The 13,820-nt window shown below is 65.7% G+C and carries 11 protein-coding genes; 6 read left to right on the top strand and 5 right to left on the bottom strand.

Annotated elements, in window-relative coordinates; all coding sequences use genetic code 11:
• Positions 1-26: 26 nt before the first annotated feature.
• Both metG and U5A57_RS16990 read right to left on the bottom strand, forming a co-directional pair.
• Positions 27-2,180 (bottom strand): methionine--tRNA ligase, encoded by a 2,154-nt coding sequence (gene metG, locus U5A57_RS16995; RefSeq protein WP_321912724.1) that lies wholly within the window; start codon positions 2,178-2,180, stop codon positions 27-29.
• A gap of 453 nt (positions 2,181-2,633) precedes the next feature.
• Positions 2,634-3,287, bottom strand: coding sequence for an OmpA family protein (locus U5A57_RS16990; RefSeq protein ID WP_321912722.1), 654 nt, complete (start codon positions 3,285-3,287; stop codon positions 2,634-2,636).
• 319 nt (positions 3,288-3,606) lie between these two features.
• Between U5A57_RS16990 and apbC the strand changes: the two genes are divergently transcribed.
• From apbC to U5A57_RS16965, 5 genes are all read left to right on the top strand, one after another.
• Positions 3,607-4,695, top strand: coding sequence for an iron-sulfur cluster carrier protein ApbC (gene apbC / locus U5A57_RS16985; protein WP_321912721.1), 1,089 nt, complete (start codon positions 3,607-3,609; stop codon positions 4,693-4,695).
• A gap of 149 nt (positions 4,696-4,844) precedes the next feature.
• Positions 4,845-5,399 (top strand): superoxide dismutase family protein, encoded by a 555-nt coding sequence (locus U5A57_RS16980; protein ID WP_321912719.1) that lies wholly within the window; start codon positions 4,845-4,847, stop codon positions 5,397-5,399.
• 172 nt (positions 5,400-5,571) lie between these two features.
• Positions 5,572-6,141 carry a dCTP deaminase gene (gene dcd / locus U5A57_RS16975; RefSeq protein ID WP_028207739.1) on the top strand — a complete coding sequence of 190 codons (570 nt, stop codon included), beginning with the start codon at positions 5,572-5,574 and terminating at the stop codon, positions 6,139-6,141.
• Positions 6,142-6,222: 81 nt separating this feature from the next.
• Entirely contained in the window at positions 6,223-8,502 is a 2,280-nt protein-coding gene (locus U5A57_RS16970) for an arginine/lysine/ornithine decarboxylase (protein WP_321912717.1), read from the top strand.
• Between the two features lie 18 nt (positions 8,503-8,520).
• Positions 8,521-9,246: a lysozyme inhibitor LprI family protein gene (locus tag U5A57_RS16965; protein ID WP_321912715.1), complete on the top strand. Its 726-nt coding sequence runs from the start codon at positions 8,521-8,523 to the stop codon at positions 9,244-9,246.
• A 12-nt stretch (positions 9,247-9,258) separates the two neighbouring features.
• Here the strand turns inward: U5A57_RS16965 and U5A57_RS16960 are convergent, their stop codons facing one another.
• The 3 genes from U5A57_RS16960 to U5A57_RS16950 form a co-directional block, all read right to left on the bottom strand.
• On the bottom strand, positions 9,259-10,188 hold the full coding sequence (locus U5A57_RS16960; RefSeq protein ID WP_321912713.1) for a bestrophin family protein: 930 nt from the start codon (positions 10,186-10,188) through the stop codon (positions 9,259-9,261).
• Between the two features lie 256 nt (positions 10,189-10,444).
• The gene (argH, locus tag U5A57_RS16955; protein WP_321912711.1) at positions 10,445-11,851 is read right to left on the bottom strand and encodes an argininosuccinate lyase; all 1,407 of its coding nucleotides are present in this window, start codon (positions 11,849-11,851) and stop codon (positions 10,445-10,447) included.
• Positions 11,852-11,979: 128 nt separating this feature from the next.
• Positions 11,980-12,804, bottom strand: a complete 825-nt coding sequence (locus U5A57_RS16950; RefSeq protein WP_321912710.1) for a helix-turn-helix transcriptional regulator — start codon at positions 12,802-12,804, stop codon at positions 11,980-11,982.
• A gap of 200 nt (positions 12,805-13,004) precedes the next feature.
• Between U5A57_RS16950 and U5A57_RS16945 the strand changes: the two genes are divergently transcribed.
• A complete protein-coding gene (locus U5A57_RS16945; protein ID WP_321912708.1) occupies positions 13,005-13,769 on the top strand; it encodes a class I SAM-dependent methyltransferase in 765 nt (254 codons plus the stop codon).
• The last annotated feature ends 51 nt before the right edge of the window (positions 13,770-13,820 follow it).

The raw sequence follows: 13,820 nt of genomic DNA, 5'->3' as shown, positions 1-13,820 counted from the left end.
GCCGTGGCGTTTGCGCTTGATTCGCCTTAACGCACGCGCATGCCCGGCTTGGCACCCGAATGCGGTTCGAGAATATACAGCCCCGGTTCGGCCTTCTCGTCGGCCGCGGAGGCCGCGAGCACCATCCCTTCGGACATGCCGAACTTCATCTTGCGCGGCGCGAGGTTCGCGACCATCACCGTGAGCTTGCCCTTGAGGTCTTCCGGCTTGTACGCGGAACGGATGCCCGAGAACACGTTGCGCGTCTTTTCTTCGCCCACGTCGAGCGTGAGTTGCAGCAGCTTGTCCGACCCTTCGACGATATTGCAGTCGACGATCAGCGCCACGCGCAGGTCGATCTTCGCGAAGTCGTCGATGGAGATGACTTCGGGCGTTTCATCGGCGGCAGGCTTCTTCGCTTCCTTGGCAGCCTTCGACTTCTTGCTGGCGTCCGCAGCCGCTGCGGCGGGCGCATCGGTTGCCTGCAGCGAATCGCGGTTGGCGGCGAGCAGCGCTTCGATCTGCTTCGGATCGACGCGCGTCATCAGGTGCTTGTACGCGTTGATCGGCTGTTGCGACGACAGCGCCTTGCCTGCATCGGCCCACGTGAGCGGCTCGATGCCGAGGAACTGCTCCACGCCTTGAGCGAGTTGCGGCAGCACCGGCTTGAGCGCGAGCGAAAGCAGGCGGAACGCTTCGAGGCTCACGCTGCAGCTCTCGTGCAGCGCCACCGCGTTGGCCGGATCCTTGGCCTGCTCCCACGGCTTGGCCGCATCGACGTAACCGTTCACGGCGTCGGCGAGTTCCATCGTCTGGCGCAGCGCGCGGCTGTATTCGCGTGCTTCGTAGTGCGCAGCGATTTGCGGAATCGCCGCGCGCAGTTGCTCGAGCAGCGGATGATTCATCGCGCTATCTTGCACGCGGCCTTCGAAGCGCTTGATCAGGAAGCCCGCCGCGCGGCTCGCGATGTTGATGTACTTGCCGACGAGGTCGCTGTTCACGCGCGCCTGGAAGTCTTCGAGGTTCAGGTCGAGGTCTTCCATCGTGCTGTTGAGCTTCGCGGCGAAGTAGTAGCGCAGCCACTCGGGGTTCAGGCCCGTGGTCACATAGCTTTCCGCCGTGATGAACGTGCCGCGCGACTTCGACATCTTCGCGCCGTCCACGGTCAGGAAGCCGTGCGCGAACACGTTGGTCGGCGTGCGGTGGCCCGAGAACTGGAGCATGGCCGGCCAGAACAGCGTGTGGAAATACAGGATGTCCTTGCCGATGAAGTGGTACTGCTCTGTTTTCGAACCGGCCTTCACCCAGGCTTCGAAGTCGATGCCGCGCTGCTCGCACAGGTTCTTGAAGCTCGCGTAATAGCCCACCGGCGCGTCGAGCCACACGTAGAAGTACTTGCCGGGCGCGCCCGGAATCTCAAAGCCGAAGTAGGGCGCGTCGCGCGAGATGTCCCAGTCGGCGAGCTTCGATTCGCCCGAGTCGCCGAGCCACTCGCGCATCTTGTTGGTCGCTTCCGGCTGAGCGAGTCCGCTCACCCAGCCGCGCAGGAAGTCTTCGCAGCGCGGGTCCGAGAGGCGGAAGAAGTAGTGCGTCGAGGTCTTGCGGATGGGCGTTGCGCCCGAGACCACCGAGTACGGATTCTTCAGGTCGGTAGGCGCGTAGGTGGAGCCGCACACTTCGCAGCTGTCGCCGTACTGATCCTTCGCGCCGCACTTCGGGCACTCGCCCTTGATGAAGCGGTCCGGCAGGAACATGTTCTTGACCGGATCGTAGGCCTGCTCGATGTCGCGCGTCTCGATGAAACCCGCTTCCTTGAGCGCCAGGTACACCGACTCGGAGAGCACGCGGTTCTCTTCGGAGTCCGTGGAGTAGTAGTTGTCGAACGACACGCCGAAGCTGTCGAAGTCGCGCTTGTGCTCTTGCCAGACGCGCGCGATCAACTGCTGCGGCGTGAGGCCTTCCTTCTCTGCGCGCAGCATGACGGGCGTGCCGTGCGTGTCGTCGGCACCGACGTAGTAGACCTCGTGGCCATGCATTCGCAGCGCGCGAACCCAGATGTCCGTCTGGATGTACTCGACCAGGTGGCCGATATGGATCTGACCGTTGGCGTACGGCAGAGCAGACGTAACGAGAATCTGGCGGCGGCCGCTTTGATTGGCATGCGCGCCGGCTGCTGCGAGGTCGGTGGCGGGTGCTGACATAAGTGAGGGGAAGTCCGATGTTGCGGGGGGAAAGGGCGATTTTAGCAGGGCGGACGCAGCACCGTTCGGCCAGCAGGTGCGCGCTCGTATGCGCCATGCCTCGTGCGAACGCGGGCCGCGCGAGCAACGGCTATGTTGCGTTGCACAAATCAGGGCCAAAAAAAACCGGGGCAAGAATGGCCCCGGAGCAACAACGACAAGAGGAGAATGGTGACGCGGCGGCACTGCCGCACACGTACCGTAAAGACAGACAGCGCGATTTCCCGAGAGTTCGAAAATTTTTTTCGATTCTCTGCCAGCGCTTTGAAACAGGCGTCCAGCAACGGCTTCACCGTGCGGCTTCGAGCCGCGCAAAATGCAAACGGGACGGCATGACTGCCGCCCCGTTGATGTGTCGCTGTTTTTTCTGCACAGTTGCCGGCAACGCCGTTCCCGGCAACTGCGTCGGCCGGCTTAGCCGCCCTGGTGCTGCGCCGTTGCGCGCAGGTAGATTTCCACGCGGCGGTTCGCGGCGCGGCCGGCTTCCGTGCTGTTGTCGGCGATCGGCTGGGTGTCGCCGCGGCCCTCGGCCGACATGCGCTGCATCTGGATGCCGCGCGAGGCGAGGTAGTTCACTACGCTCTGCGCGCGGTTGGCCGACAGCGTCTGGTTGTACGCGGGCTGGCCGGTGCTATCCGTATGACCCACGACTTGCGCCACGACTTCCGGGTTCTGCTGGAGCGTCTGCGCGACCTCGTCGAGCACCGGTGCGAACGACGGCTTGATCGCGAAGCTGCTGGTGTCGAAGGTCACGTTGCTCGGAATGTTGAGCTTGAGCGAGCCGTCCGGCTGCTCGGTGATCTGCGTGCCCGTGCCCTTGGTCGAGCCCGACAGCTTGTTCTTGATGTTTTGCCAGTTGTAACCGGTGACGCCGCCGACCAGCGCGCCCGCGCCTGCGCCGATCGCCGCGCCCTTGCCGCCGCCGAAGATCGCGCCGATGGCCGCGCCCGTGCCTGCGCCGACACCGGTGCCGATAGCCGTGTTGGTGCCCTGTTGCGTCGCGCAGCCGGCGACGAGCGCGCCGGCAATGGCGAAGACGGACAGGCGAGTCAGGATTCTTGTGTTCATTTGCTTTCCTTTCTTGAGTGGAACGGACGCTGCCGGCGGCGTTCGCGGCCCCGCATGCGAACAGGGTCTTCGAACGGCGCGCGGCGGCAGCTACTACAATGACGCCTTGAGGTTAGCGCCGCCAGGCGAAAAGCCGCTGGATTTGCAGCTTCGAAAGCACCTGGCCGGCATACGAAATCGATGCTGCCGCGAAGCGTGCCCTTTCGGGCAATTTTGCGCAATGCAGCTTAACAATTTCTTTCGATTTCCGGCGCGTAGGCGATCAGTCCTCACTCGGACAGGCGAAAACGCAGACCGGCATTCTCCCCACGGAGTTTCAATGAGCATAGATCGGGCTTTGGTCGACGCCGCGCTCGCGGCCTTGACGGATCCGAACACGGGCCATCCCTACACGGTGGCCAAGGGCGTGCGCAACGTCACCGTCGAAGGCGATACGGTCGGCGTCGAGGTCGTGCTCGGCTATCCGGCGAAGAGCCAGTTCGAGGCCGTGCGCAAGCAAGTCGAGGCGGCGCTCGCCGCGGTGCCGGGCGTGCAGGCGAGCCGCGTCGCGGTCAGGAGCGAGATTACCGCGCATACGGTGCAACGCGGCGTGAAGCTGCTGCCCAATGTGAAGAATATTGTCGCCGTCGCCTCGGGCAAGGGCGGCGTGGGCAAGAGCACGACCGCCGTGAATCTGGCGCTGGCGCTCGCGGCCGAAGGGGCGTCTGTGGGCGTGCTCGACGCGGACATCTACGGCCCCTCGCTGCCGATGATGCTCGGCATCGAAGGCCGCCCCGAGTCGCCCGACGGCCAGTCGATGAATCCGCTCGAAGGCCACGGCGTGCAGGCCAACTCGATCGGCTTTCTCGTCGAGCAGGACAACCCCATGGTCTGGCGCGGCCCGATGGCGACTTCGGCGCTCGAGCAATTGCTGCGTCAGACGAACTGGCGCGAACTCGACTATCTCGTGGTCGACATGCCGCCGGGCACCGGCGACATCCAGCTCACGCTCTCGCAGCGCGTGCCCGTCACGGGCGCCGTGATCGTCACGACGCCGCAGGACATCGCGCTGCTCGACGCGAAGAAGGGCCTCAAGATGTTCGAAAAGGTGGGCATTCCGATTCTCGGCATCGTCGAGAACATGGCCGTGCACATCTGCTCGAACTGCGGCCACGCCGAGCATGTCTTCGGCGCGGGCGGCGGCGAGCGCATGGCGAAGGAATACGGCGTGGAAGTGCTCGGCAGCCTGCCGCTCGACATCGCCATTCGCGAGCAGGCCGATTCGGGCAACCCGACCGTCGTGGCCGCGCCGCACGGGCCGGTGGCGGAAATCTATCGCGCCATTGCGCGCCGCGTGGCGATCCAGATTGCCGAGCGCGCCCGCGACATGACCTCGAAGTTCCCGACCATCGTCGTGCAGAACACCTGAGGCCCGGTGTGCGCCGCGGCGCTTGTGCGGCGCCCCGCGCATGGGGACAGATAGGCGCGCGGCGCGCCGCGTGCGCGGTATCATGTGGGCTTCATCGGGTCCGGTATGGCGGCAGCAACGGGGCTGCCGCCGCCCGGCAAGAGGATCGCATGGATAAAGGACACGACAGGCAAGCGGGGAATGCGCACGTCGTCTGGAGGATCGCGCTCGTCGCGCTGTGCAGCAGCGCGCTGCTTGCGGGCTGCACGAGCTTCATGGGCCAGCAGGACAAGCGCGCGAACGCGCAGCTGCTGCCCACCGTCGGCAGCCAGGTGCGCGGCACGGTTTCGTTCGTCGAGCACTCGGACGGCGTGCAGGTGAGCTACAACCTCGCGGGACTGCCGCCCGACAGCGATCACGCATTGCAGGTGCACGAGCGCGGCGACTGCAACGCCACCGACGCCTCGAGCGCCGGCGCTGTGTTCGCGCCGGCCGCGGAGCACCTGAAGGCCGGCGCGCGCGTGGAAGGGGACCTCGGCAACATCCACGCGGATTCGAATGGCGTGGCGACGGGCTTTATCGTCGCACCCGACGTCTCGCTCGACGGCGTGCGCTCCGTGCTGCAACGCGCGGTGATCGTGCATCGGGACGCCATCGACCCCTATGCCTACCCGCAACGCGGCACGGGCCCGGCGCTCGCCTGCGGGCTGATTCGCGCCGAGTGAGCGCGGCCGAATGTGGCTGAGCGTGGCTGAATGCGACATTTGCGGCCGCGCGAAGCGTAGTTCCAGGCACGCCGATCCACATCGCGTAAAATAGGCGCCTTTCGCACGCGGCACCCGCCCGGTGGGTCCGTCCGCATGCATTCCCGACCCGATTTCTCGTTAAGTAGCGAACATGGCAATCAAGTCCGACAAGTGGATCCGGCGCATGGCCGAAGAGCAGAAGATGATCGAGCCGTTCGTGCGCGATCAGGTCCGGATGTCGGAAGACGGCCGCAAGATCGTGAGCTACGGCACTTCGAGCTACGGCTACGACATCCGTTGCGCCGACGAATTCAAGATCTTCACGAACATCAACTCGACCATCGTCGATCCGAAGAACTTCGACGAAAAGTCGTTCGTGGACTTCAAGGGCGACGTCTGCATCATTCCGCCCAATTCGTTCGCGCTCGCGCGCACGGTCGAGTATTTCCGCATTCCGCGCAACGTCCTGACCGTGTGTCTGGGCAAGTCCACCTATGCGCGCTGCGGGATCATCGTGAACGTCACGCCGTTCGAGCCCGAGTGGGAAGGCTACGTGACGCTCGAATTCTCAAATACGACACCTTTGCCTGCGAAAATCTACGCGAACGAGGGTGTGGCTCAAGTGCTGTTCTTCGAAAGCGATGAGATCTGCGAGGTCTCGTACGCGGATCGCGGCGGCAAGTATCAAGGCCAGCACGGCGTCACCCTGCCGAAGACCTGACGCACACAACCACCGGACACAACGACATACGGGGACCGCTGCGCGTTATATGCAGCGGTCGTTTCTTTTGGAGAATCGCCCATGAAGTTTCGTTTTCCCGTCGTCATCATCGACGAAGACTTTCGCTCCGAGAACATCTCGGGTTCCGGCATCCGGGCACTGGCCGAAGCCATCGAGAAAGAGGGCGCGGAAGTCCTCGGGCTGACGAGCTACGGCGACCTCACGTCGTTCGCGCAGCAGTCGAGCCGCGCGGCCTGCTTCATTCTCTCGATCGACGACGACGAGCTGCTGCCCTACGTGGAAGGCTCGGATGGCGAAGCGCCGGAGCACGCGCCCGCGATCGTCGCACTGCGCGCGTTCATGGAGGCGGTGCGCAAGCGCAACGCCGACATCCCCATCTTCCTGTACGGCGAAACGCGCACCTCGCGCCACTTGCCCAACGACATCCTGCGTGAGCTGCACGGCTTCATTCACATGTTCGAGGACACGCCGGAGTTCGTCGCGCGTCACGTGATTCGCGAAGCGAAGGTGTATCTCGACGCGCTCTCGCCGCCGTTCTTCAAGGAACTCGTGAAGTACGCCGACGAAGGTTCGTACTCGTGGCACTGCCCGGGTCACTCGGGGGGCGTCGCGTTCCTGAAGAACCCGCTCGGCCAGATGTTCCACCAGTTCTTCGGCGAGAACATGCTGCGCGCCGACGTCTGCAATGCGGTCGAGGAACTCGGCCAGCTGCTCGATCACACGGGTCCGGTGGCGGCTTCGGAGCGCAACGCCGCGCGTATCTTCAGCGCCGACCATGTGTTCTTCGTGACCAACGGCACGTCCACGTCCAACAAGATCGTCTGGCACGCCACGGTCGCGCCGGGCGACATCGTGCTCGTGGACCGCAACTGCCACAAGTCGATCCTGCACGCGATCACGATGACGGGCGCGATTCCGGTGTTCCTCACGCCCACGCGCAACAACTTCGGCATCATCGGCCCGATTCCGCGCGACGAGTTCAAGCCGGAAAACATCCGCAAGAAGATCGAAGCGAACCCGTTCGCCCGTGAAGCGCTCGCGAAGAACCCGAATCTGAAGCCGCGCATTCTGACGATCACGCAGAGCACGTACGACGGCGTGATCTACAACGTCGAGATGATCAAGGATCTGCTCGGCGACATGCTCGACACGCTGCACTTCGACGAAGCGTGGCTGCCGCACGCCGAATTCCACGAGTTCTACCAGGACATGCACGCAATCGGCGCGGGCCGTCCGCGCACGAAGGCGCTCGTGTTCGCCACGCACTCCACGCACAAGCTGCTCGCCGGCATCTCGCAGGCTTCGCAGATCGTGGTGCAGGACTCGGAAGACAGCGCGTTCGATCGCCATCGCTTCAACGAGGCGTATCTCATGCATACGTCCACGAGCCCGCAGTACGCGATCATCGCGTCGTGCGACGTGGCCGCGGCGATGATGGAAGCGCCGGGCGGCCCGGCACTGGTGGAAGAGTCGATCGCCGAAGCGCTCGACTTCCGCCGCGCCATGCGCAAGGTCGACGCCGAATACGGCGACGACTGGTTCTTCCAGGTCTGGGGTCCGGACGAGCTGGCCGAGGAAGGCATCGGCTCGCGCGAAGACTGGATGCTGCGCCCGAACGACCACTGGCACGGCTTCGGCGCGCTCGCCGAAAACTTCAACATGCTCGACCCGATCAAGGCGACCATCGTCACGCCGGGTCTGGACGTGGACGGCGAATTCGGCGACACGGGCATTCCGGCCGCGATCGTCACGAAGTATCTGGCCGAGCACGGCATCATCGTGGAGAAGACGGGTCTCTACTCGTTCTTCATCATGTTCACGATCGGCATTACGAAGGGCCGCTGGAACTCGATGGTCACCGAACTCCAGCAGTTCAAGGACGACTACGACAACAACCAGCCGCTGTGGCGCGTGTTGCCCGAGTTCGTCGCGCAGCATCCGATGTACGAGCGCGTGGGCCTGCGCGATCTGTGCCAGCAGATCCACAGCGTCTACCGTGCCAACGACATCGCGCGCCTCACGACCGAGATGTACCTCTCGAGCATGGAGCCCGCGATGAAGCCTTCGGACGCCTTTGCGAAGCTCGCGCACCGCGAGATCGACCGCGTGCCCGTGGACGAACTCGAAGGCCGCGTCACGTCGATCCTGCTCACGCCGTATCCGCCGGGCATTCCGCTGCTGATTCCGGGCGAGCGCTTCAACAAGACGATCGTGAATTACCTGAAGTTCGCGCGCGAGTTCAACGAGCGCTTCCCGGGCTTCCACACCGACATCCACGGGCTCGTGGGCGAGACCATCAACGGCCGTATCGAGTATTTCGTGGATTGCGTGCGCGACTGAACGCGCGAGGGCAGGGCAATGTTAGGTGGTTCATCGGCGCGGCTAACGCGTTTCTTTGCTGCGACGGGCTCGGCGCTGTCGCTGGTTTCGGCGGCCACGGTGCTGTTCGCCGTGGCGCCGGCGGCGCACGCCGAGGTCGCGGCGGCCGATCCGATCGACACGGCCATGCGCACGTGCCTCGCGCGCGCGGACCGGTCGTCGACGGCCGGGCAGATCCAGTGCATGGACGACGCGCGCAGCGCGTGGCGCACGGCCGCCGGCACCGCCCTCACGCAGCTGCTCGCGAAGTTGCCGCCCGCGCAGCAAAAGCGCTGGCAGCTGAGCCAGCAGAAGTGGGTGGCCTGGCGCGACGCCGAGGACACCATGCTCGGCGCTGCGTTCGCGACCACGAGCGGCAGCACCTACCCGCTCTACGAGGCGGACATGCGCCTGCAACCGGTGCGCGAGCGCGCGCTTGCGCTGCGCAACCAGGCGGCCGCGTACAACGGCGACACGCCGCAGGCGCGCGCCTGCAGCGCCGACGCGCGCTGCGAGCACGTGAGCTACGACCTCAATCGCTACTACCGTCAGCTGTATGCGCGCATGCCGAAGCACGCGCGGCCGACGCTCGCGCGCGCACAAAGCGATTGGCGCGCGTATCGCGACGCGACCACGCCGCTCATCGACGAGCATGCGCGGCTCGATCTGCTAGGCGGGCGTCTTGCGACCTTGAAGCGTCTGGCCGAGACGGTGAACAACCACTGAGGCCGCGGCTGTTCAGTCGATGATGAACTGCTCCGGCGCACGCGCCGGCAGCGACGTGGGCTCGCCCATCAGGTCGTGCAACGCGACCTCGATGCCGGACGACATCATGTTGAGTGCGAGGTCGTTGTCCTCGGTGCCGAACGGGTCTTCGAGCTGCGAGGCGATCGCCTCGTGGGCCATGAACGCGTAGGCCACGAACACGGCGAAGATCGGCGTCAAACCGCCAATGCTGTCGACGAGGCCGAACGGCAGCATCGCGCAGAAGAAGTACACGGTGCGATGAATCATCACCGTATAGGCGAACGGCAGCGGCGTGGAGACGATGCGCTCGCAACCGCCGATCACGTCTGAAATTCCATTGAGATTGTGCTCGAACGCGAGCACCGCGTAGCCGTCGAGGCGCCCTTCGCGCGTCTCGCGCCGGACCCATTCCGAGGCGCACAGCATGAGCGTGGCCGGCCGGTAGCGCGAGGCCATCACGCGCTCGAACAGTGCAAGCGGCAAGCGTGCTTCGAGATCGGCGCGCGGGTCGGTGTTGCGCAATTGATGGCGCAGCGCATGCGGCAGCGCGGCAAGCATTCCGGCCAATTCACGCGCTCGTTCGCGCGTGGCGGCTTCGTCGCCGTTGCGAGGCAGCGTGAGCGCCTCGCGCACCAGCGAGCGCGTTTCGTTGAGCATTTGCCCCCACAGCTTGCGGCCTTCCCAGTAGCGGTCGTAGCTCGCGCTGTTGCGAAAGCCGAGAAACACCGCAAGCGCGATGCCGATCAGCGAAAACGGCACCGTGCTCAGGTTCACCGTGAGCTTGAGGATGTGATCGTGCGCGGCCACCGCGATGATCGAGAGGACCAGCACGATGAACAGGCGCGGCAGTAGCTGCGGCAACACGGAGCCGCGCCACGCGAGCAGCATGCGGAACCAGTGGAGGTGAGGGCGGACGATCATGGAAGCAGGGAGTGGAAGCGAAGACAAAACCTGACGGAGCAATACGTCAGTATGGCGCGGGATCGTAGGCCATGGCGTGCGACTGCCGGGCGCACACTTCCGGCATTTTGCTGCGGGTACAGCGCGTTGTCATGCGCGCTGTCATCCGCCTCGTCATGCGATGCGCCGCCGCAAAAACAAACCGGGCGCGCGACAGGGTCCGTCGCGCGCCCGGTTGGCCTGCGAGTGCGGGCGCTTGGCGCCCGCCAGGCTTCGCTTACTTGAGTGCCGCGCGCGCCGCTGCGATGGCCGCACGCACCTGCTCGGGCGCGGTGCCGCCCGCATGGTTGCGCGCCGAGACCGAGCCTTCGAGCGTCAGCACTTCGAACACGTCTTCGGCCAGCAGGTGCGAGACGGCCGGCAGTTCGCGGCGCATCTCGTCGAGCGTGAGGTCGGCGAGATCGCAGTTGCGGTCCACGCAGATACGAACGGCGTGCGCCACCGCTTCGTGCGCGTCGCGGAATGGCAGGCCCTTCTTGACGAGGTAGTCGGCCAGATCCGTGGCCGTGGAGAAGCCTTGCAGCGCTGCCGCGCGCATGGCCTGCTCCTTGATCGTGATACCCGCCACCATCTCCGCGAAAATGCGCAGCGTGTCCGCCACCGTATCGACGGTGTCGAACAGGGGCTCCTTGTCTTCCTGGTTGTCCTTGTTGTACGCGAGCGGCTGGCCCTTCATGAGCGTGAGGAGCGCCATGAGGTGGCCGTTCACGCGGCCGGTCTTGCCGCGCGCGAGTTCCGGCACGTCCGGGTTCTTCTTCTGCGGCATGATCGACGAGCCCGTGCAGAAGCGGTCGGCCAGGTCGATGAAGCCCACACGCGGGCTCATCCACAGCACCAGTTCTTCCGAGAAGCGCGAGACGTGCGTCATCACGAGCGCGGCGGCTGCCGTGAATTCGATCGCGAAGTCGCGGTCGGAGACGGCGTCGAGCGAGTTCGCGCAGATGCCGTCGAAGCCCAGCGTCTTCGCCACGGCGAAGCGGTCGATCGGGTAGCTCGTGCCCGCGAGCGCCGCCGCGCCCAGCGGCAGACGGTTCACGCGCTTGCGGCAGTCGACCATGCGCTCGGCGTCGCGCGTGAACATTTCCACGTAGGCGAGCAGGTGATGGCCGAACGTGACCGGCTGCGCCACCTGCAGGTGCGTGAAGCCGGGCATGATCGTGCCCGAGTGCTGTTCAGCGAGATCGAGCAGCGCGCCGCGCAGGTCGCCGAGCAGGCCGCCGATGCGGTCGATCTCGCCGCGCAGCCACAGGCGGATGTCGGTCGCGACCTGGTCGTTGCGCGAGCGGCCCGTGTGCAGGCGCTTGCCTGCATCGCCGATCAGGGCGGTCAGGCGCGCTTCGATGTTCAGGTGCACGTCTTCGAGGTCGAGCAGCCACTCGAATTCGCCGCGCTCGATCTCGCCCTTGATCTTCGCCATGCCGCCCTGGATGGCGGCGAGGTCGTCGGCGGAGATGATCTTCTGCGCGGCCAGCATCGCCGCGTGCGCGAGCGAGCCCTCGATGTCGACCAGCGCGAGACGCTTGTCGAAGAAGACCGACGACGTGTAGCGCTTGACCAGCTCCGACATGGGTTCGGAGAAGCGAGCCGACCAGGCTTCGCCTTTTTTGTGCAGTTGGGACGTCATGGTGATGGGGCGTGAACGAGCGTGATGAGCGTGAAAAAGCGCGGGCCGCGCGGCGCGTTACGTCTCGCACGGCATGAAAGACCACAATTTTAACATCGGGCGCTTGCCGGGCCGTCGCCAGGCCGCGCTCAAAGCCGCACCAGCACCACGAGCTTGAGATCCTCGCGGTGAGCGGGCTTGAAGGTGATCTGGTCGTAGGCAATGCGGCCATGGCGCGGATGGTTGAACTCGCGCCGGCCGCCCTCGCGCTCGAACACGTCCTGCGAGGCCCAGAAGCGCGTGAACTCGTCGCTCGCGGCGATCAGCGAATCGATCAGCGCGCGCGTGGGCGCATCGTTCAGATGGCGGATCGAATCGGCGCGGAACTCGGCGGCGAGGCGGCGCGCGCGCGTTTCCCAGTCCACGATCAGCTCGCGACCGAGCGGCTCGGTGAAGGTGAAGCGCAGCAGGTTGCGGTCGTGCTCGCCGTCGAGCCAGCCCGTGAAGAGGTCCGCCGCATGGGCGTTCCACGCGAGCGCGGTCCACTGGCGGTCGAGCACGTAGGCGGGGGCGTCGACGAGCTTCACCGTCTGCAAAAGCGTGGCGGGGGCGTCCGCGGCGGTGGCCGGGTCGGGCTCGGCGGGGTCGCGCTGCGCAGCCAGCTCGAACAGATAGGCGCGCTCGGCGCGCGAGAGCCGCAGCGCGACGGCGATGCGCGCGAGCGCGTCCGCCGACGCCGAAACGGGGCGACCCTGCTCGATCCACGTGTACCAGGTCGGGCTCACGCCGCACAACTGCGCGACTTCTTCGCGGCGCAGGCCCGGCGTGCGGCGGCGCGGGCCCGGCGGCAGGCCGACCTCCGCGGGCGAGAGGCGCTCGCGATGGGCGCGGATGAATTCGCCGAGCGCGCGGGCGGGCGTCGCGTCGAGGGTCTTGGCGGAGCCGCTGGCGGCGGCGGGCGTGTCGAGGCTCATTGGGTGTGGGGCAGGTGGCGGCGATACCAGAATAATCGCTTAACTTGTACTGGTACAGAACGGGCTCTATTGTAGCGTCTGACGCGGCGACGGGCCGCCACGTCAGACCGCCCGGAGATTGCAGCACCCGCTACGCGCAGCGCTCGACGCTTCGCGCCCTACATAAAGCACCGCATAAGAACCCGCAAAAGGAGCATGCGATGAAGCATCACGATCAGGTCGCCGACGCATTCGGCTCGACCGCCGCCGCCTACCTCACGAGCCAGGTCCACGCGAGCGGCGCGGATCTGGAGAACCTCGCCGCGACCTTCGCGGCCACCTGCGGCAATGCGACGGTGCTGGACATGGGCTGCGGCGCGGGCCACGCGAGCTTTGCCGTGGCACCGCACGTGCGTGAAGTCGTGGCCTACGACATCGCCCCGCAGATGCTCGCCACGGTTCAAGCCGCCGCGAAGGAGCGCGGCTTGACGACGGTGCGCACGCAGCAGGGCGCGGCGGAAACGCTGCCGTTCGCCGACGCGAGCTTCAACTGGGCCGTGAGCCGCATGAGCGCGCATCACTGGCGCGACGTGCCGCGCGCGCTGGCCGAGGTGTACCGCGTGCTCAAACCGGGCGGCCGGCTGAAGTTCATCGACATCGCGGGCATCGACGATCCGCTTTACGACACGCATATTCAGGCGATCGAACTGTTGCGCGACGCTTCGCACATTCGCGACTATCGCGCCGACGAGTGGATTGCGATGCTGGATGCCGCCGGCTTCGAGGCGAAGGTGAGCGAGCGCTGGCGCATCGCACTCGACTTCGATTCGTGGGTCGCGCGTATGCGCACGCCGCCCGAGCGCGTGACGGCGATCCGCTCGATGTGGGAGCGCGCGCCCGATGAAGTGCGCCAATATTTCGATGTGCAGAGCGATTTGTCGTTCAAGCTCGACGCATTGATGATCGAGGCGACGCGGCGGGACTGACCACCCGTTGCGGCAACAAAAAACGGCGTCGTGCCCGCGAAGGCACGACGC

The organism is Paraburkholderia sp. J11-2, from assembly GCF_905220185.1.
Lineage (GTDB): Bacteria > Pseudomonadota > Gammaproteobacteria > Burkholderiales > Burkholderiaceae > Paraburkholderia.
Note: the sequence above shows the minus strand (reverse complement) of the source record. Positions and strands in the feature narration are given on the sequence as shown.

Excerpts from the sequence above, each read along its gene's own strand:
- argH (WP_321912711.1), bottom strand. The coding sequence starts at position 11,851 with ATGACGTCCCAACTGCACAAAAAAGGCGAAGCCTGGTCGGCTCGCTTC.
- U5A57_RS16990 (WP_321912722.1), bottom strand. The coding sequence starts at position 3,287 with ATGAACACAAGAATCCTGACTCGCCTGTCCGTCTTCGCCATTGCCGGC.
- U5A57_RS16945 (WP_321912708.1), top strand. The coding sequence starts at position 13,005 with ATGAAGCATCACGATCAGGTCGCCGACGCATTCGGCTCGACCGCCGCC.
- metG (WP_321912724.1), bottom strand. The coding sequence starts at position 2,180 with ATGTCAGCACCCGCCACCGACCTCGCAGCAGCCGGCGCGCATGCCAAT.
- U5A57_RS16960 (WP_321912713.1), bottom strand. The coding sequence starts at position 10,188 with ATGATCGTCCGCCCTCACCTCCACTGGTTCCGCATGCTGCTCGCGTGG.
- U5A57_RS16970 (WP_321912717.1), top strand. The coding sequence starts at position 6,223 with ATGAAGTTTCGTTTTCCCGTCGTCATCATCGACGAAGACTTTCGCTCC.
- U5A57_RS16980 (WP_321912719.1), top strand. The coding sequence starts at position 4,845 with ATGGATAAAGGACACGACAGGCAAGCGGGGAATGCGCACGTCGTCTGG.
- dcd (WP_028207739.1), top strand. The coding sequence starts at position 5,572 with ATGGCAATCAAGTCCGACAAGTGGATCCGGCGCATGGCCGAAGAGCAG.
- apbC (WP_321912721.1), top strand. The coding sequence starts at position 3,607 with ATGAGCATAGATCGGGCTTTGGTCGACGCCGCGCTCGCGGCCTTGACG.
- U5A57_RS16965 (WP_321912715.1), top strand. The coding sequence starts at position 8,521 with ATGTTAGGTGGTTCATCGGCGCGGCTAACGCGTTTCTTTGCTGCGACG.
- U5A57_RS16950 (WP_321912710.1), bottom strand. The coding sequence starts at position 12,804 with ATGAGCCTCGACACGCCCGCCGCCGCCAGCGGCTCCGCCAAGACCCTC.